This window comes from Arthrobacter antioxidans, assembly GCF_023100725.1.
Classification (GTDB): Bacteria; Actinomycetota; Actinomycetes; order Actinomycetales; family Micrococcaceae; genus Arthrobacter_D; species Arthrobacter_D antioxidans.
Window position 1 is genome coordinate 896,265 of the sequence record NZ_CP095501.1, and the last position, 16,003, is coordinate 912,267.

The 16,003-nt window shown below is 72.4% G+C and carries 16 protein-coding genes; 7 read left to right on the forward strand and 9 right to left on the reverse strand.

The genetic code is table 11. The annotated features are described in order from the left end of the window. Positions 1-58: 58 nt before the first annotated feature. Both MWM45_RS04240 and MWM45_RS04245 read left to right on the forward strand, forming a co-directional pair. A complete protein-coding gene (locus MWM45_RS04240) occupies positions 59-1,873 on the forward strand; it encodes a gamma-glutamyltransferase family protein (protein WP_247828380.1) in 1,815 nt (604 codons plus the stop codon). Between the two features lie 35 nt (positions 1,874-1,908). Continuing rightward, positions 1,909-2,670, forward strand: a complete 762-nt coding sequence (locus tag MWM45_RS04245; RefSeq protein WP_247828381.1) for a GntR family transcriptional regulator — start codon at positions 1,909-1,911, stop codon at positions 2,668-2,670. On the opposite strand, the gene MWM45_RS04250 is transcribed toward MWM45_RS04245, so the two are convergent. Genes MWM45_RS04250 through MWM45_RS04265 form a run of 4 tightly spaced genes read right to left on the reverse strand, consistent with a single transcriptional unit; the run spans position 2,639 to position 5,908 of the window. Continuing rightward, positions 2,639-3,895 carry a phospholipase D-like domain-containing protein gene (locus tag MWM45_RS04250; protein ID WP_247828382.1) on the reverse strand — a complete coding sequence of 419 codons (1,257 nt, stop codon included), beginning with the start codon at positions 3,893-3,895 and terminating at the stop codon, positions 2,639-2,641. The genes MWM45_RS04245 and MWM45_RS04250 overlap by 32 nt on opposite strands. Positions 3,896-3,946: 51 nt before the next feature. Next, positions 3,947-4,690 carry an MBL fold metallo-hydrolase gene (locus tag MWM45_RS04255; RefSeq protein WP_247828383.1) on the reverse strand — a complete coding sequence of 248 codons (744 nt, stop codon included), beginning with the start codon at positions 4,688-4,690 and terminating at the stop codon, positions 3,947-3,949. 32 nt (positions 4,691-4,722) lie between these two features. Continuing rightward, positions 4,723-5,457 carry an SOS response-associated peptidase gene (locus MWM45_RS04260; RefSeq protein WP_247828384.1) on the reverse strand — a complete coding sequence of 245 codons (735 nt, stop codon included), beginning with the start codon at positions 5,455-5,457 and terminating at the stop codon, positions 4,723-4,725. Between the two features lie 40 nt (positions 5,458-5,497). Beyond that, positions 5,498-5,908: a hypothetical protein gene (locus tag MWM45_RS04265; protein ID WP_247828385.1), complete on the reverse strand. Its 411-nt coding sequence runs from the start codon at positions 5,906-5,908 to the stop codon at positions 5,498-5,500. A gap of 278 nt (positions 5,909-6,186) precedes the next feature. Between MWM45_RS04265 and MWM45_RS04270 the strand changes: the two genes are divergently transcribed. Continuing rightward, entirely contained in the window at positions 6,187-7,056 is an 870-nt protein-coding gene (locus MWM45_RS04270) for a phosphodiesterase (protein WP_418909727.1), read from the forward strand. Here MWM45_RS04270 and MWM45_RS04275 read toward each other — a convergent pair. From MWM45_RS04275 to MWM45_RS04290, 4 genes are all read right to left on the reverse strand, one after another. Continuing rightward, positions 7,043-7,909: an MSMEG_6728 family protein gene (locus MWM45_RS04275; RefSeq protein ID WP_247828387.1), complete on the reverse strand. Its 867-nt coding sequence runs from the start codon at positions 7,907-7,909 to the stop codon at positions 7,043-7,045. The two genes, MWM45_RS04270 and MWM45_RS04275, sit on opposite strands and share 14 nt — an antisense overlap. Before the next feature lie 41 nt (positions 7,910-7,950). Further along, complete coding sequence (locus MWM45_RS04280; protein ID WP_418909756.1) at positions 7,951-9,366, reverse strand: stealth family protein; 1,416 nt, start codon at positions 9,364-9,366, stop codon at positions 7,951-7,953. Positions 9,367-9,664: 298 nt separating this feature from the next. Continuing rightward, a complete protein-coding gene (locus MWM45_RS04285; RefSeq protein ID WP_247828388.1) occupies positions 9,665-10,858 on the reverse strand; it encodes a glycosyltransferase family 4 protein in 1,194 nt (397 codons plus the stop codon). Between the two features lie 96 nt (positions 10,859-10,954). After that, positions 10,955-11,587 (reverse strand): DUF1684 domain-containing protein, encoded by a 633-nt coding sequence (locus tag MWM45_RS04290; protein ID WP_247828389.1) that lies wholly within the window; start codon positions 11,585-11,587, stop codon positions 10,955-10,957. A 72-nt stretch (positions 11,588-11,659) separates the two neighbouring features. On the opposite strand from MWM45_RS04290, the gene MWM45_RS04295 reads away from it, so the two are divergent. Continuing rightward, entirely contained in the window at positions 11,660-12,412 is a 753-nt protein-coding gene (locus tag MWM45_RS04295) for a sulfite exporter TauE/SafE family protein (protein WP_247828390.1), read from the forward strand. A gap of 91 nt (positions 12,413-12,503) precedes the next feature. After that, entirely contained in the window at positions 12,504-13,784 is a 1,281-nt protein-coding gene (locus MWM45_RS04300) for a cell division protein PerM (protein ID WP_247828391.1), read from the forward strand. 36 nt (positions 13,785-13,820) lie between these two features. On the opposite strand, the gene MWM45_RS04305 is transcribed toward MWM45_RS04300, so the two are convergent. Further along, positions 13,821-14,282 carry a hypothetical protein gene (locus tag MWM45_RS04305; protein WP_247828392.1) on the reverse strand — a complete coding sequence of 154 codons (462 nt, stop codon included), beginning with the start codon at positions 14,280-14,282 and terminating at the stop codon, positions 13,821-13,823. Between the two features lie 39 nt (positions 14,283-14,321). Here MWM45_RS04305 and purN point away from each other — a divergent pair, with 39 nt between their 5' ends. After that, positions 14,322-14,912: a phosphoribosylglycinamide formyltransferase gene (purN, locus tag MWM45_RS04310; RefSeq protein WP_247828393.1), complete on the forward strand. Its 591-nt coding sequence runs from the start codon at positions 14,322-14,324 to the stop codon at positions 14,910-14,912. 1 nt (position 14,913) lies between these two features. Continuing rightward, positions 14,914-15,930: a magnesium and cobalt transport protein CorA gene (locus MWM45_RS04315; protein WP_247828394.1), complete on the forward strand. Its 1,017-nt coding sequence runs from the start codon at positions 14,914-14,916 to the stop codon at positions 15,928-15,930. Positions 15,931-16,003 lie beyond the last annotated feature (73 nt).

Here is a 16,003-nt window from a genome sequence, read left to right on the forward strand (position 1 = left end):
AATGCGGACAGTCCCGCGACTGCGGTCGCGCCGTCGATTCCCCTCCGAAAGTGATCCGATGACGTACACACTTCCTCCCTCCTTCACCACCCGTCCCACCCTGCAGGGCACGTTCGGGATGAGCGCCTCGACGCACTGGCTGGCCACCGCCTCCGCGCAGGCCGTCCTCGAGCGCGGGGGCAACGCCTTCGACGCGGCCGTGGCCGGGGCCTTCGTCCTGCACGTCGTCGAGCCCCACCTCAACGGGCCCGGCGGCGACATGACCGGCGTCTTCGCCACCGCCCAGGCGCCCGACCGGCCGGTCGTCCTCATGGGACAGGGCCCCGCCCCGGCCGCCGCCACCCGGGAGCACTACCTCGCCGAGGGCCTCGAGCTCGTCCCCGGCGCCGGCGCCCTCGCCGCCGCCGTACCCGCCGCCGTCGACGCCTGGCTCCTCCTGCTGCGCGACCACGGGACCTGGGAGCTCGGGGACGTCCTCGCCTTCGCGATCGGGTACGCCCGTGACGGCCACCCGGTCCTCGGCCGCGTGGGGGCGACGATCGCCGCCGTGGCGGATCTCTTCACCGACCACTGGCCCACCTCCGCCGCCCTGTGGATGCCCGAGGGCAGGCCGCCGCGGGAGGGCGAGGTCATCCGGAACGAGGCGTACGCCCGCGTGCTCGGCTCCCTCGTCGACGCCGGGGCCGATCCCGCGGCGTCGACGCGAGCCGCGCGGATCGACGCCGCCCGGCGCGAGTGGCGCACCGGGCTCGTGGCGCAGGCTTCCGCCGCGTTCGTGGCGACACCGCACCGGCACTCCTCCGGGCTCGACCACGCCGGAGTCATCACCCTCGAGGACTTCGCAGGCTTCGAAGCGGGCTACGAGGAGGCCACCACCCTCGAGTTCCGCGGGTACACCATCGCGAAGACCGGGCCGTGGGGCCAGGGCCCGGCGCTGCTGCAGACCCTCGCGATCCTCGACGGGTTCGACGACGAGCGGCTCGACCCGTCCACGGCGCTCGGTGCGCACACCATCCTCGAGGCGCAGAAACTCGCCATCGCCGACCGCGAGGCCTACTACGGGGACGCCGACGTCCCGATGGAGTACCTGCTCTCCGCGGAGTACGCCGCCGAGCGGCGCGCGCTCATCGGCGACGAGGCCTCCCACGAGTTCCGACCCGGCGCCGTGCCGGGCCGCACACCCTTCACGCCGCCGCTGCGCACCGGCTACACGCCGCCCGCCCTGGTCGGCGGCGGCGGCTTCGCCGGCGTGGGCGAGCCCACGGTGTCCCGCAGCGGCGAGACGCGCGGCGACACGTGCCACATCGACGTCGTCGACGCGGCCGGCAACATGGTCTCCGCGACGCCGAGCGGAGGCTGGCTGCAGTCCTCACCGACCATCCCCGAACTCGGGTTCTGCCTCGGGTCGAGGCTCCAGATGACGTGGCTCGAGGAGGGTGCGCCGTCCACCCTGCAGCCGGGCAAGCGCCCCCGCACCACGCTCACGCCCACCCTGATCCTCAGGGACGGCAAGCCCGTCGTCGCCCTCGGCTCGCCCGGCGGCGACCAGCAGGACCAGTGGCAGCTGCTCTACATCCTGCGCACCATCGTGGGCGGGTACACGCCGCAGCAGGCCATCGACGCACCGTCCCTGCACACCACGTCGATCCCCGGCTCCTTCTGGCCGCGCACCTGGGAGCCCGGCGGCGCCGTGGTCGAGGACCGGCTGGGCGAGGACGTCGTCGCTGACCTCGAACGCCGCGGCCACGTCGTCACGCGGGCGGGGGACTGGTCGCTCGGCCGGCTCTCCGCCGTCACCCGGGACCCCGGCACCGGCGTGCTCTCCGCCGCCGCCAATCCGCGGGGAGCGCAGGGCTATGCCGCGGGACGCTGAGGCCGTGCCCGACAGCACGCCGCCGGGTGGGCCCGTTGCGGCCTGACCAGGATCCCGGGGCCCCGCAGCGCGTCCTCGACGCCGTCCGCCACGACATCATCTTCGGGGTGCTGGCACCCGGCACCCGTGTCACCGAGGCGGCGCTCGCGGCACGGTACGGCGTCTCCCGCGTGCCCGTGCGGGAGGCGCTGCGGGCGCTCGAGGCGGAGGGGTTCGTGGAGTCCCGTCCCTACGCCGGCTCCACCGTGGCGGCGATCCCGCTCGACGACGCGGAGGAGCTGTTCGCCGTGCGCGGGGTCATCGAGGCCACGATCGCGCGGCGCGCGGCCCGCCGGGCCGCCGCCCAGTTCGGCGCCGACGCGCCGGACGCCGCGTGGTGGGCCGCGCGGCGGGCGCTCACGGACATCCTCGACGACGGCGACCGCGCCGTGGCGGCGGACGCCCTCGCGGAGCTGCCGGAGCTGAACATCCGCTTCCACCTCGGGGTGGCGGAACTCAGCGGCAGCATGTCCCTGGCCGCCCTGCTCCGGCAGATCTCCGGCAAGATCGAGTGGCTGTACGCGGCCGACGTCGACCACCGGGGGAGGCAGTCCTGGGGCGAGCACCGCCTGATCATCGCGGCGGTCGACGCCGGCAACGAGGCCGAGGCCGGGCGCCTGATGGCCGGTCACGTGGACTCCTCGCAGCGCGGCTACATGGAGCGCTTCGCGGTCCCCGGGCAGGTCCGGGCTCGGTCCGGGACGGACCCCGGAGAGCCGTCCGGCGTCACAGGAACGGACGCAGCGGAGCGAGGATGATCTCGCTCGCACGGGCCACCAGATGGCGGCTGTCCCACTCCTCGCGGGTCAGTTCGCGGCTGTTGGAGGAGTCCACGGCGAAGATCTCCTCCATGGTCGCCGCGAGGTCGCGGTCGAAGATCTCGAGGTTGATCTCGTAGTTGCCCGTCAGGCTCAGGCGGTCGATGTTCGCCGTGCCGACCGTGCTCCACTCGCCGTCCACCGTGGCCGTCTTCGCGTGGATCATGGAGTTCTGGTAGAGCAGGATCCGCACGCCGGCACTGATGAGGGAGGAGTAGAACCCGCGGGACAGCCAGTCGGAGATCACGTGGTTGGAGTCCTCGGGGAGGATCACCCGGACGTCCACGCCGCGGCGGCTCGCGCGCAGCAGCGCGTCGAGGATCTGCCGGTCGGGGATGAAGTACGCGGTGGTGATGAAGATGTGCTTGTGGGCGCGGTTGATCGCATCGAGGTAGACGCCGCGGATGGGGTACACCAGCAGGGCCGGGACGTTGTTGACGGCGCGGATCCGTGGTTCCCAGTAGGTGGCGCTGAGGTCCGGCAGCTCGGGGCGCCGGGGGTTGGCCCGGAGGTTCCAGAAGCTGACGAACGCCTCGCGGAGCTCCCACACGGCCGGGCCGCGGATCTCCAGGTGCGTGTCACGCCACTTCGTCGCGTACAGCGTCCCGATGTTGTAGCCGCCCACGAACCCCACCGCACCGTCGACCACGAGGACCTTGCGGTGGTCCAGGCCCGTGCCCCGGATGTTCGTGAAGAAGATCGAGGGGCGGATGACCGGGAAGCGGTAGGCGTTGACGGCGGGGTGGAAGTCGTAGAAGAACGGGTTGACCACCAGGTTGGCGAAGCCGTCGTAGATGACGAAGACGTCCACGCCGCGATCCGCGGCCCGGTTCACGGCGTCCCGGAACCGCGCGCCGACCTCGTCGCCCTTCCAGATGTAGGTCTCCAGGAGCACCTGCTCCTTCGCGTCGTCGATCGCGGCGATCATCGCGTCGAAGAGGTCCTCGCCGTAGGTGAAGACGGTGGTCCCGGTCCCGGCGATCGTGGTGTGGAACGTGCCCGGCTGCGGGAATCCCGGGCGCTTGGTCCGCCGGCTCCTCTGGTACACGTCCACGGCGACGACCCCCACGATGACCACCGCCTGCGCCGTGATCATGGTGAGCACGCCGCGCTTCACCGTTCCGCGGGCGAAGCCCACCATCGTCTGACGCCTCAACCAGCCCATGCCGTCAGCGTATCGCGTCGCCCGGCCCGGCGATCGCGGCCGGCCCCGGGCTCAGTGCCCGCCGACCTCGAGTGCCTGCGCGACCGCCGACTCCACGCCCGCACCCCAGGGGAACCCGTGGCCCGGCAGCACCGTCCTCGCGGCGGTGGAGCGCAGCGCCTCGAGGGACCGCAGTGCCGTCCCCATGTCGGCGGTGGCGGCGCGCGCGACGACCTGCGGGCCGGGGCGGCCGGTGTAGGGGTCGAGCGTCACGAGGGCGTCGCCGCTGATGACGGCGTCGCGGTCCGGGAGGTGCAGCGCGCAGTGGCCCTTCGTGTGCCCGGGCGTGGGGACCAGGAGGGGTGAGCCGGGCAGCGCCGCGGCGGCCTCGGGGGTGAGCGGCAGGGTGTCCTGCACGCCCCTGACCGCGACGGCGCCCGCGGCGGTCATGCGCAGCAGCCCCGGCACGGCCCGCGGGTAGCGCAGCGGGTACAGGAACGGAGTCCGTTCCCGGTCGTAGCTGTAGGGGTGGGCGGCGATCCGGGCGTCGTCGGGGTGGCAGTAGACGGGGATGCCGTACCGCGAGCGCAGGTGCTCGGCGGTCCCCACGTGGTCGAAGTGCCCGTGGGTGAGCACGATGCCCCGGATGTCCTGCACGGTGCGCCCGATCCGGGCCAGTGCGGCCAGGAGGACGTTCTTCGAGCGGGGCAGCCCCGTATCGACCAGGAGGAGGCCGTCGTCGTCCTCCACGAGGTAGACGTTGGTCCTGGCATGCTCGAGGTAGTGGATCCCCGGGGCGATGTCCGTCCTGATCATGCGTCTGTTCCGTCCGTCGTCATCCTCCGACCCTAGGCGTTCGGCGGTGGCTCCGGGAGGGGCTCGATGAGGTCGGGCCCGTTGTTGCGCACGGACCCCACACGCTGTCCGACCGGGCGCGGCACCAGGTGGGGGTCAGGGATGGCGTCCAGCAGTTCCTGCACCGCCGGCCGTGAGTCGTTGCGCGGATCCAGCCAGTCGCCGCGCAGCTCCGGGGGCAGGATCACCGGCGTGCGGTCGTGGATCTCGCCGAGGGCGTCGCTCGCCGGCCGGGTGATGATGGTGCAGCTGACCACCCATTCCCCCTGCGGGTGCTCCGGGGACGCGGTCGCCGGGTTCCGCCAGAACTCGTAGAGCCCGGCGAAGCCCAGAAGGGAGCCGTCCGGGCCGTGCAGGTAGATCGGGGTCTTGGAGCCGTCGTCGTTCTTCCGCCACTCGTAGTACCCGTCCGCGGGGACGATGGCCCGGCGCTTGAGCGCGGCGGCCCGGAAGGAGGGCTTCTCCAGCAGGGTCTCGCTGCGGGCATTGATCATCCGCGATCCCACGGACGCCGATGTCGCCCACGAGGGGATGAGGCCCCAGCGCGCCGGTTCGAGCCGGCGCGTCAGCTCGCCCGTGTGCGGGTCCAGCCGCTCGACGACGAGCCGCACGGTGTCGGTCGGCGCCACGTTCCACGAGGGCCGCACCTCCTCCTCGGCGGCCTCGTCCACGTCGAAGGCGTCGATGAGGTCGGCCCTGGTGCCTGCGATGACGAAGCGTCCGCACATGCCGGGCCTCCTGTCCTCCTGCGTCGTCGTGCGGGCTGGCCTACTTCTTCCGGCGGTCCAGGATCAGGGCGAGGGCGATGCCCGCCAGCCAGCTGTCCTTCGCGAGGGCCACGCCGTCCGGGCTCGGGCGGACGCCGTCCTCCATCGTCATCTCGGGGGTGGTGAAGTACATGGTCAGCATCCCGGCCGAGAAGGCCAACAGCGCGAGCCCGGCCAGCCTGCTGGGGATGAAGGGCGCGAGGAGCGCCGAGCCGATCGTGATCTCGGATGCCGCCAGGAAGGTCGCGAACTGCTGCGCCTCGAACTGGCTGACCTGCGGGAAGGCCCTGGACGCCGCGGACTGCAGATAGGCCGCGGTGCCGTCGTCCAGTGCGGTCTTCCCGAGTCCCGCGTTGAGGATGTAGGCGCCCGTCGCGAGGCGGAGGGGGATGTGGGTGATGCGGAGTCCCATGGTGGTGCCCTTCTGCGCGGATGATGGGTCGCCTGTGAGCCTACGGCGCACGGTGCCGCCCCGCCAGTCTCCAGGGGCGGGCCGGACCCGCGCGGCAGGACCGCGCCGACGGCACATGTTTCCTGAATGTTTCGCGCCGTGCCGTCGGAAGTTCGCAGACAGGGGCCGGGCGTTCTGGTTGGATTGCAGACAAGCCAGCGTGCCCACCAGCTATCGGAGAAGGTCCCATGGTCCCCCGGACAGCAGAACATCCCCGGCCCCAGCACTTCGTCCTCCACATGAGCGACACCCACCTGCTCGGCGGGGACGCCCCGCTGTACGGGGCCGTGGACAGCGAGCAGAGGCTGCGGGAGGTGTTCGAGGACCTCGAGGCGTCGGGCGCGCGGCCGCACGCCATCGTCTTCACCGGTGACCTGGCGGACAAGGGGGAGCCGGGCGCCTACGCGAAGCTCCGCGCCATCGTGGACCCCGCGGCGGAGCGGCTCGGGGCCCGGGTCATCTGGGCGATGGGCAACCACGACGACCGCGCGGCCTTCCGGGCGGGCCTCCTCGATGACGTGCCGGCCGGGCGCCAGGACGCCCCGGTGGACGTCGTGCACTTCGTCGACGGACTGCGCATCATCACCCTGGACTCCACCGTGCCGGGGCGCCACCACGGCGAGCTCGGCGACGGGCAGCTGCGCTGGCTGGCCGCGCAGCTCGAGGTGCCCGCCCCGCACGGGACCATCCTCGCCCTGCACCATCCTCCCGTCCCCAGCGTCCAGGACCTCGCGGTGCTCGTGGAGCTGCGCGACCAGCGTTCCCTCGCCGACGTCGTCCGCGGCTCGGACGTCCGGACGATCCTCGCCGGGCACCTGCACTACTCGACGACGGCGATGTTCGCCGGCGTCCCCGTCTCGGTGGCGAGTGCCACGTGCTACACGCAGGACCTGATGTTCGACGGCGGGGGTACGCGCGGCCGGGACGGAGCGCAGTCCTACAACCTCGTCCACGTCTACGAGGAGACGATCGTCCACTCGGTGGTGCCCGCGGGACGGCACACCACGGTGGGGGAGGTGGTCCCCCGCGAGGAGACCCGGCGCCGACTCCAGGCCCACGGGGTGGTCATCCCCGAGGGCGGCCGCGCGCGGCATCTCACCTCCGCCTGAGCCGTCGCCCCGGCCCGCCATCCCGGGATCGGGCGTGCAGTGCGTCGGGCAGGCCCACGCCGAAGAGCGTCCGCGGGTCTTGCAGCAGGGCCGGCGGGTGGACGTCGGAGCGCTCCAGCCGGCCGTCCAGCCGGGCAGGACGGACCAGGCCGTCCTCGTGCATGAAGACCTTGCCCATGCGGCCGGTCCGGAGGCGCCGGCCGTCCGGGTCGGGGATCGCGACGGGGTCGCCCTCCTCCACGGACTCCTCGAACGCGTGCAGCTGCCGTTCCCACTTCGGGGCGGCGTGCCCTCCCGGTGGTACCGGCGGCATGAGCAGCACGACGTCGTCGGGGTCGTCGGTGGCGGCGGGCGGGGCGCCGGGGAGCCGGTCGGCGCGCCAGATCCACAGGCGCCGTCCCGTGGGCTCGACGGGCATGCGCTCGCGTTCCGGTGCGGGCCAGACGTAGGGGAGGTCCCCGGGGATGCCGGGGAACCGGCCCCGGTAGATCTCCGGTGCCTTCTGGACCAGGTTGGACTGGTGGCTCACGTGCAGGGCGGGGTCCCCGAACCACGGTGGCATCGGCACGTCCGGCTGGTCCAGCACGTCGGGGGCGAACTCGAGGATCTGCCGGTGCGTCGAATCGGCGTGGCCGCGCGAGACCCACTCGGCCACCATGGCCAGGCCGTAGACGGTCAGCGCCGGGACGTAGCCCATCCACATGCGGACGGCCGGGTGCTGCCGCCACCCGTAGTCGGGGATGACGAGGGCGCGCAGCACCTGCAGGGTCTCGACGCGCTGCTTGCCGAGCCTCGCCTGGTCGAGCACCCGGGCGCTGGCCGCGACATCGGGATACGGCAGGAAGGTCTGCATCGCGCCAGTCTTGCACGCGCCCCGGGACTGCGGCGTGGGTCCTAGATCTCCCAGGGGGCCTTGACCGGGAAGTACTTCTCGAGGAAGTCCGTCACGAGGTGGGCGCGCTCCTCGGCCGGGACCTCCGGGAAGCTGCCGTCGTTGAGGCAGAAGAAGTCCTGGTTGCGCTTGTCCAGCATCTTGTTCAGGCTCTTCAGCCCGGACCGCAGCGTGGTGTCCACGTACTTCACCGTCGCCATCTCCTGCGTGACGGCGCGGCCGGTCAGCAGCGCATAGTAGTGGTACAGCGAGTTGGTGACCGAGATGTTGTCCTTCGCGCGGAAGCGCGAGGCCGCCGTCGCCGCGAATTCCGCCGCGAACTCCGCCTCCATCTCCAGCAGGACGCTCTTCCGCAGGGGAGCGGCGGTGTGCTCGAGGTGCCGCGTGGTGATGCGGCCGAAGCGCTCGTGCAGGAGGCGCCGATTGACGCGGGCGGCGTTCTCGAAGCCGCTGCGCTCGGCGTCGTTGTCGCCCAGGCCGATCCGCGTGTCCGCCTCGATGAACTTCGTGACCCCGCCGGGGGAGAAGAACATGTCAGGGGCCACGGGGCGGCCGAAGAACATGTCGTCGTTGGAGTAGAGGAAGTACTCGGAGAGGCCCGGGATGTGCTGGAGCTGAGCCTCGACGGCCTGCGAGTTGTGCGTGGGGAGGACGGAGGGGTCCTTGAAATGCTCCTCGGAGCGCACGAGCGTGACCGACGGGTGGTCGGCGAGCCAGTCGGGGCGGTCCGAGTCGGTCGCGATGAAGATCCGACGGACCCACGGCGCGAACATGTAGACGGAGCGCAGGGCGTACTTGAGCTCGTCGATCTGCCGGAAGCGCGCCTCGTGGTCGTCGCCCTCGCCGACCACCACGCCCTCCATGCGCGCCGCACGCGCCGCCCGGTACTCGGGGCTGCTGCCGTCCACCCAGGAGAACACGAGGTCGATGTCGAAATCGATGTCCGTGGCGTGATCGGCGAACATGTTGTCGATCGTCGGCCAGGAGAGGCCGTGGCGTTCCACCTCGCCGCGCACCACTTCGGCGGCGGGGAGGGTACGGCGGGTGAGGGAGTTCTCCACCGGCAGTTCGATGGCGCTGTCGCCGAGCGCCCACAGCTCGATCTGCACGCCGGCGGACGGCCCGTACGCGAGCCCGCCGAGGGGCTCGATGCGCGGCCGGAACAGGCGGAAGATGCGGGCCTTGCCGCTGCTCGAGAGGTGGCCGTCACTCACCAGCAGGGTGGTGCGGCGCTTCGTGTCCACGGTGCGGGAGTAGAACGGCTCGTCCCGGCAGGCCTCCACGAGCGCGGCACGCAGCCTCTCGCGGTGGTCGAGGTCCACGGCGATCACGGGTCGCTCGTCGTTGCCGCGCACCAGCAGGAAGCCGATGCCGGCGTCGTCGAGCGCCCGGCGGATGAACAGCAGGTCCTCGACCATCGCCTGGTGCGGGGTGCGGTCCTGGTTGATCAGCGTGAAGCGCCGCTTGACGGTCGTGATGTCCGTACGGCCCTCGAGCCGCGCCACCGCCGCGCGCGACGCCGACTCCAGGATCTCGGCTTCGTTCTCCGGCTCGGGCGCGCCGAAGTAGATGTCGTGTTGGGCGGCCGTGTCTGTAATCGGAACCTCCGGAGAGTGGGTGGGTTGCTCCCATGATAGGGCCTGCGCGGACGTCGCGACTGCAACCGCGCACCCTACCCCCTTCGACGGGCCGAGTCCAGCCTTCCGGGGGTGCGGATCACTCGGGCCGGATCGCCCGCCGCGCCCCCGAGCGCCTGTCCGCCCCGGTGCCGGCGAGATGGACCCGTCGCTGCTGCACCGCGATGGCCTTCCCGTAGTAGGTCACGAGCTGCTCGCAGAGCACGGGCCAGGTGCGCCCCTGGACCGAGGCATGGGCCGCCCGGCCGAACGCGCGCCGCTTGGCGTCGTCGCCGACGAGGTCGACGACGGCGGCGCGCAGTCCCTGCAGGTCGCCGGGGGTGTACGTCCAGCCCGTGCGCGACGGATCCACGAGGTCCAGGGGGCCGCCCCGGCCCACGGCGACGACCGGGACGCCGCACGCCATGGCCTCCTGGATGGTCTGGCAGAACGTCTCGGACTCGCCGGGGTGGACGAAGAGATCGAAGGACGCGAGCCTGCGGGCGAGATCCGCTCCTCCCTGGAATCCTGCGAAGTGCGCCCTCGGCAGCCGGGCCCGGAGGCTCTCGTGCTGCGGGCCCGCGCCGACGATCACGAGCCGTGTGCCGGGCAGGGAGTCCAGCACCGCGAGATCCTCGACCTGCTTCTCCGCCGCGAGCCGGCCCACGTAGCCGATGATGCGCTCGTGCGGCTGCGCGACCGTCGCCCGCCATGCGGCGTCGTACCGGGCGGGCGAGAACCGCTCGGTGTCGACGCCGCGCCGCCACAGGTTGAGCCGCTGCACGCCCCGGGACCGCAGCTGGTCCAGGGCGAACGTGGACGGCACGAGGGTGAGGGTGGAGGCGTCGTGGATGTTCTCGACGCGCTGCCACAGGAGCGGCTCGAGCCAGGGGACGCCGTACCGGGCGGCGTAGGCGGGCACCTCGGTCTGGTAGACGGACACCGTGGGGATGCCGAGCTGCGTACACGCCTGCACGGCACGCCAGCCGAGGACGAACGGGGACGCGATGTGGACGACGTCGGGCGCGAACGCGGCGAGGATGCGGCGGACGCGGGCGACCGTCCCGGCGGCCACCCGGACGTCGGCGTACCCCGACAGGGCGACGGACGGGAGGACGTGGACGGGGAAGCCCTCCACCCGGGACGGCGCCGGCTCGTCGAGCCAGGACGATGCCGGCGCGATCACCAGCACGTCGTCGCCGCGCGCCCGCAGGTGGGCGAGCACCTTGAGCAGCGAGTGGGTGACCCCGTTCATGTGGGGCAGGAACGATTCTGCGACGATGGCTATCCTCACACCCCCACGGTCGCCCGCCCAGGCGGAGGGCGGGCCGCCGCAGGGTGACCCCGGGGTGAACGTCGGACGAAATGAGGCAGCGTCCGGTGGCGGGGGTCAGTACTCCCGGTAGAGCTCGCCCACGGGGACGTCGTCCACGAGCCGGTTGTCCGGGCCGGGCAGGGGGCACGCCCACGCCTCGTCGTAGGCGCAGGACGGGTTGTAGGCGAAGTTGAGGTCCACCACGAGGCGCCCGGGCCGCCCCTCGCCCAGGTGGGCGCCCTTGACGCTGTCCAGGACGTAGCGGCCTCCGCCGTACGCGCCGCCGGGCCGGCCCGACGTGCCGTCGCGCAGCGGCAGGAACAGCCCGCCGCCGTAGGAGCCCAGCTTCCACAGGGCGAGCTTCCCGAGCCCGGGCAGCAGCACGCTGCCGAGGCGGCGGAACGGCACCACGCCGTCCGTGCCGGTCGCGACGTCCATCGCCTGCCCCGCCCCGTCGTCGTCCATTTCCGCCTCGAACCGGAAGGCCGGGTCGTAGGGCGCCACCGCGAGCCCGGTGAAGGACTCCCGCGCGCCCTCCCGGAGTGCCGACGCCGGGTGGGTGCGGAACAGCGCGTCGCGGCCCTCCCGCCACGTGGCGTGGGCGGTCTCGGGCGATGCGGAGACGGCGCGCTCGCGGACGTCGTCGTAGAGGCGGAAGACGCGCCGGCGCCAGTCCGCGGTGGCCAGTGCGGTGGTGAGGGCCGTCATGGGCCCAGCGTACCGCCGGGGGGACCCGTCACGGAGGGAGGACTGATGGTTGCCTGGGCGTACTGTGGCTGGGTGACTCTCGGCATCTTCTGCATCGTGCTGGCCTCGATCCTCGTGGGGGCCATCGCCCAACGCATCGCCGGACTGGGCTTCGCGCTGCTGATCGCCCCGTTCCTCGTGATCATCCTCGGGCCGCACGAGGGCGTGCTCCTCGTGAACCTCTGCGGCGTCGTGTCCTCGGCCATCATCGTGGGCCGGGTCTGGAAGGACATCGACTGGAGCATGTTCCGCTGGCTCGTCGTCCCCTCCCTGTTCGGCTCCATCCCGGGGTCGTTCCTCGCCGTGGCCCTCCCGTCCGCACCGCTGTCGGTCACGGTCGGCGCCGTGGTCCTCGTGGCACTGACCGTCTCCCTGGTGCTCCAGCGGTCCGACGTCGTGGTGCGCGGCAACACGCCGAAGGCGGTGGCGGGCTTCGCCGCCGGCGTCACCAACTCGATGGCCGGGGTCGGCGGCCCGGCCGTCAGTGCGTACGCCCTCCTCGCGCGCTGGCCCCAGCGTCCCTTCGCCGCGACGCTCCAGCCCTTCTTCGTCTGCATCGGGTCGGTCACCCTCGTCACGAAGCTGCTCATCGACCCGGACCAGGCGCCCGTCCTCGCGCCGTGGATGTGGATCGCCATCGGGCTGGCCATCGTGGCCGGCATCTTCGCCGGGGAGAAGCTCGGCCGCTTCGTCCGCGACGACCAGGCCCGCCTGTTCGTCATCGTGATCGCGTTCATCGGCGCGGGCCTCGCCGTCGTCAAGGGCCTCCTCGACATCTTCGGGTGACCGGCGCCCCGCCCGCACGCCCGGTCCATCCCGCGTCTCCGTCCCGCGTCGGTGGGCGGCGGGAGCCGACGGCGGTGGCACCATGGGAGGGATGAAAATCCCCACCAAGCCCCGCGCCCTTCCCATGCCCCTGTGGCTCCAGGGGGTGCTCGAACTCGGCCAGGCCGCCGTGATCTCGGCCCTGCTCGTGGTGCTCCCCGTCGCCGCCGTGTGGTTCACCGGGGGCTTCGCGGACCGGACGGCGGAGTCCGCCGCGCGCCTGGCGGGCCAGGGCTGGCTGGTCATGCACGGGGTGCCCCTAGTGCTCCACTTCCCCCCGGGGGTGGCCGGGGCCGAGGCGGTGTCGGGGCTGCTGCACGTGGTTCCCCTCGGCCTGATCCTCGTGCCGCTTCTCCTCGCCTGGCGTGCGGGACGCCGGCTGGCCCGGGCGTCCTACACGGACCAGCTCTGGCAGGCGCTGTTCGGCGCCCTCGTCACCTATGCGGCGATCGGCGCGGGCATCGCGTACGTATCGGGCACCCCGGAGGCCTCCGTCCCGCTCGTGGCCGGCGCCCTGATCCCTCCCGTGTCCGCCGGGGTCGGGCTGATCACCGGCGCCTACCGTGAGGCGGGTGCCTGGAGCCGCCTGGTGGGCGTGGACTTCGCGGCCTGGGTGGGCCGCGCCAGTCAGCACTCCCGCTGGGCGGGGTCCTACGCCTGGTCGATCGTCCGCTCGGGGGTCATCGCCGTGCTGGTCGCCGCGTGCCTCTCGGCCGCCCTGCTCGCCGTCGCGATCGGGCTGAACTGGGCCGGCATCGCCGCGATCTACGAGCGCATCGACGGCGGGATCGCCGGAGCGTCGGTCATCACCCTGCTCCAGCTCGGGCTCCTGCCCAACCTCGCCCTGTGGACGATGTCCTGGTCCACGGGCGCCGGCTTCGCCCTCGGCACGGGCAGTTCCCTCACGCCGCTGGCCAGCACGGTCGGCCCCCTGCCCGCCCTGCCCATCCTCGGCGCGCTCCCCGCGGGCACGCTCGAGTACGGGTACGCGGCGCTCGCCATCCCGGTGCTCGCCGGGCTCCTCGCGGGCTGGTGGTTCTTCCGTGAGGGCGAGAACCACTTCGACGAGTGGCTCGTGCTGCGCAGCAGCAGGCGGTGGCTCACCTCGACGGCGTCGACCCTCGCGCTCGCCGGACTCATCGGCATCACCGCGGGACTGGGCGGCGCCGCCGTCGCCCTGCTCTCGCGCGCCTCGCTCGGCCTGGGCCGCTTCACCGACCTGGGGCCGGACCCGCTGGCGGTCGGCCTGTGGCTCGGCCTGGAGGTGGCCGTCGGCGCCCTGCTCGGGCACGCCCTCGGGCCGCTGCTGGAGCGGGAGCCGCGGCGGCGCTGAGCCTCGCGCCCGCCGGGCCCCGGGCCCTGGGGGACCCTACGAACCGCCGAACCCGTCCAGGCTCCGCAGGCCGTCCTCGCAGTCGCCCTGCGCCTGCAGGGTCAGGGCGCGGGACATGCAGTCCTCGTACGTCTGCGTGATGGGCCAGAGGAGGATCGACGCGGCGGTGCCCGCCGTGAGGAACAGTGCGGCAGCCAGGCCCACGGACGTCGCGAGCACGACGAAGCGGGGGAGCTTCGCGCCGATGGCCTTCACGAGGCCGACGACGCCGGCGGCGAGGGCGAACAGCGCCAGGGCGAGCGCGAGCACCTTCCACGGCAGCACCAGGCCGCTGGTCAGCGACGCACCGAGGAGGGCCAGGAAGAACAGCCGCAGCCAGAACCTGGCGGACGAGGCGCGCGCGGTCGCGGGGTCGTCCGGTGCCGTCGGCCCGGTCCCGGGACCCCGCGGTCCGGCCTGGTCGGTGTCCTGCTGCCTGGTGGTTCCTCGCCTCGCCATGGTTCAACCCTAGGCGAGGCGAGACCCTAAGGTTGAGTCATGCGCATCGTTGTCCTCGTCTCCGGCTCCGGATCGAACCTCCAGGCCGTGATCGACGCCGTCGCCGAGGGCCGTCTCCCCGTGACCATCGCCGCTGTCGGGGCCGACCGTCCGGGCACCGGAGGCGTCCGGCGCGCGGCCCTGGCCGGGATCCCGACGTTCGAGGTGGACTTCCGGCAGTACGGGGAGCGGGCGGACTGGAACCGCGCCCTCACCGGGGCCGTCGCCGCGCACGCGCCCGACTACGTGGTGTCCTCGGGGTTCATGCGGATCGTCGACCAGCACTTCCTCGACACGTTCCCGGACCGCTACCTCAATACCCACCCGGCACTCCTGCCGAGCTTCCCCGGCGCCCACGGCGTCCGTGACGCCCTGGCCTACGGCGTGAAGGTGACGGGCTGCACCGTCATGATCGCCGACGCGGGCGTGGACACGGGCCCCATCCTCGCCCAGGCCGCCGTCGCCGTCCTGCCCGAGGACACCGAGGAGACCCTCCACGAGCGGATCAAGGTGGAGGAGCGCCGGCTCCTGATCGAGACCCTCGCCGGGCTGGCGGGTGCTCCTGCGGGCTCCGACCGGGCCGGGGCCTGAGATGCCGCTGGTCGCGAACGCCGTCTACGTCGGCGGGAAGAAGCGCATCCACCCCGAGACCCTGGACCAGACGTTCGAGCTCATGCGGGACAGCGGCGGCATGGGGTGGATCGGCCTCTACCGCCCCGAGCGGGAGGAGATCCAGGCGGTCGAGGCAGAGTTCGGGCTGCACAATCTCGCCGTCGAGGACGCCACCAACGGACACCAGCGCGCCAAGCTCGAGCGCTACGGCGACACCCTGTTCGTGGTGCTGCGGCCCGCCCGCTACCTCGACGCCGAGGAGAAGGTGGAATTCGGCGAGCTGCACATCTTCATCGGCGAGGACTTCGTGGTCACCGTCCGGCACGCCGAATCACCGGACCTCGGGATCGTGCGGCGCAGGCTCGAGGCGGACCCGGAGCTGCTCGGCACGGGCCCGCAGGCCGTCCTGTACGCGATGCTCGACCAGGTGGTGGACGAGTACGGACCCGTGGTGCAGGGACTCGAGAACGACATCGACGAGATCGAGAACGAACTGTTCGGGGGAGCGCCGGACGTCTCGCGGAGGATCTACGAACTGCACCGCGAGGTCATCGAGTTCCAGCGCGCCGCCCAGCCCCTGGAGGCCATGATGGACGCCCTGCTCCGGGGCTCCGAGAAGTACCGGATGGACGACGAGCTCGCGCGGAACCTCCGGGACGTGCAGGACCACGTGATCCGCATCGTCGAGCGCATCAACACGTTCCGCACGCTGCTGCAGAACGCCCTGACGGTCCACGCCACCCTCGTGGCCCAGCGGCAGAACGAGGAGATGACGCGCATGACGGAGACGTCGCTGCGGCAGGGCGAGGAGGTCAAGCGCATCTCGTCCTGGGCGGCGATCCTCTTCGCACCGACCCTGATCGCCTCGATCTACGGCATGAACTTCGATGTCATCCCCGAACTGCACTGGGGGTTCGGCTACCCGTTCGCGCTGCTGCTCATGGTCGCGATGGGCGGCGGCCTGTACTGGGCGTTCAAGCGCAACGACTGGCTCTAGCCGACCCCTCCACACCCGGACGCACCGACGGCCGGGACCTCGCGGTCCCGGCGGTCAGTGCGTCCTCACCGAC

Bases quoted from the DNA above. Each gene is read 5' to 3' on its own strand.
- MWM45_RS04270 (WP_418909727.1), top strand. From the start codon at position 6,187: ATGAGCGACACCCACCTGCTCGGCGGGGACGCCCCGCTGTACGGGGCC.
- MWM45_RS04240 (WP_247828380.1), top strand. From the start codon at position 59: ATGACGTACACACTTCCTCCCTCCTTCACCACCCGTCCCACCCTGCAG.
- MWM45_RS04265 (WP_247828385.1), bottom strand. From the start codon at position 5,908: ATGGGACTCCGCATCACCCACATCCCCCTCCGCCTCGCGACGGGCGCC.
- purN (WP_247828393.1), top strand. From the start codon at position 14,322: ATGCGCATCGTTGTCCTCGTCTCCGGCTCCGGATCGAACCTCCAGGCC.
- MWM45_RS04280 (WP_418909756.1), bottom strand. From the start codon at position 9,366: ATGGTCGAGGACCTGCTGTTCATCCGCCGGGCGCTCGACGACGCCGGC.
- MWM45_RS04315 (WP_247828394.1), top strand. From the start codon at position 14,914: ATGCCGCTGGTCGCGAACGCCGTCTACGTCGGCGGGAAGAAGCGCATC.
- MWM45_RS04290 (WP_247828389.1), bottom strand. From the start codon at position 11,587: ATGACGGCCCTCACCACCGCACTGGCCACCGCGGACTGGCGCCGGCGC.
- MWM45_RS04300 (WP_247828391.1), top strand. From the start codon at position 12,504: ATGAAAATCCCCACCAAGCCCCGCGCCCTTCCCATGCCCCTGTGGCTC.
- MWM45_RS04255 (WP_247828383.1), bottom strand. From the start codon at position 4,690: ATGATCAGGACGGACATCGCCCCGGGGATCCACTACCTCGAGCATGCC.
- MWM45_RS04275 (WP_247828387.1), bottom strand. From the start codon at position 7,909: ATGCAGACCTTCCTGCCGTATCCCGATGTCGCGGCCAGCGCCCGGGTG.
- MWM45_RS04305 (WP_247828392.1), bottom strand. From the start codon at position 14,282: ATGGCGAGGCGAGGAACCACCAGGCAGCAGGACACCGACCAGGCCGGA.
- MWM45_RS04260 (WP_247828384.1), bottom strand. From the start codon at position 5,457: ATGTGCGGACGCTTCGTCATCGCAGGCACCAGGGCCGACCTCATCGAC.
- MWM45_RS04250 (WP_247828382.1), bottom strand. From the start codon at position 3,895: ATGGGCTGGTTGAGGCGTCAGACGATGGTGGGCTTCGCCCGCGGAACG.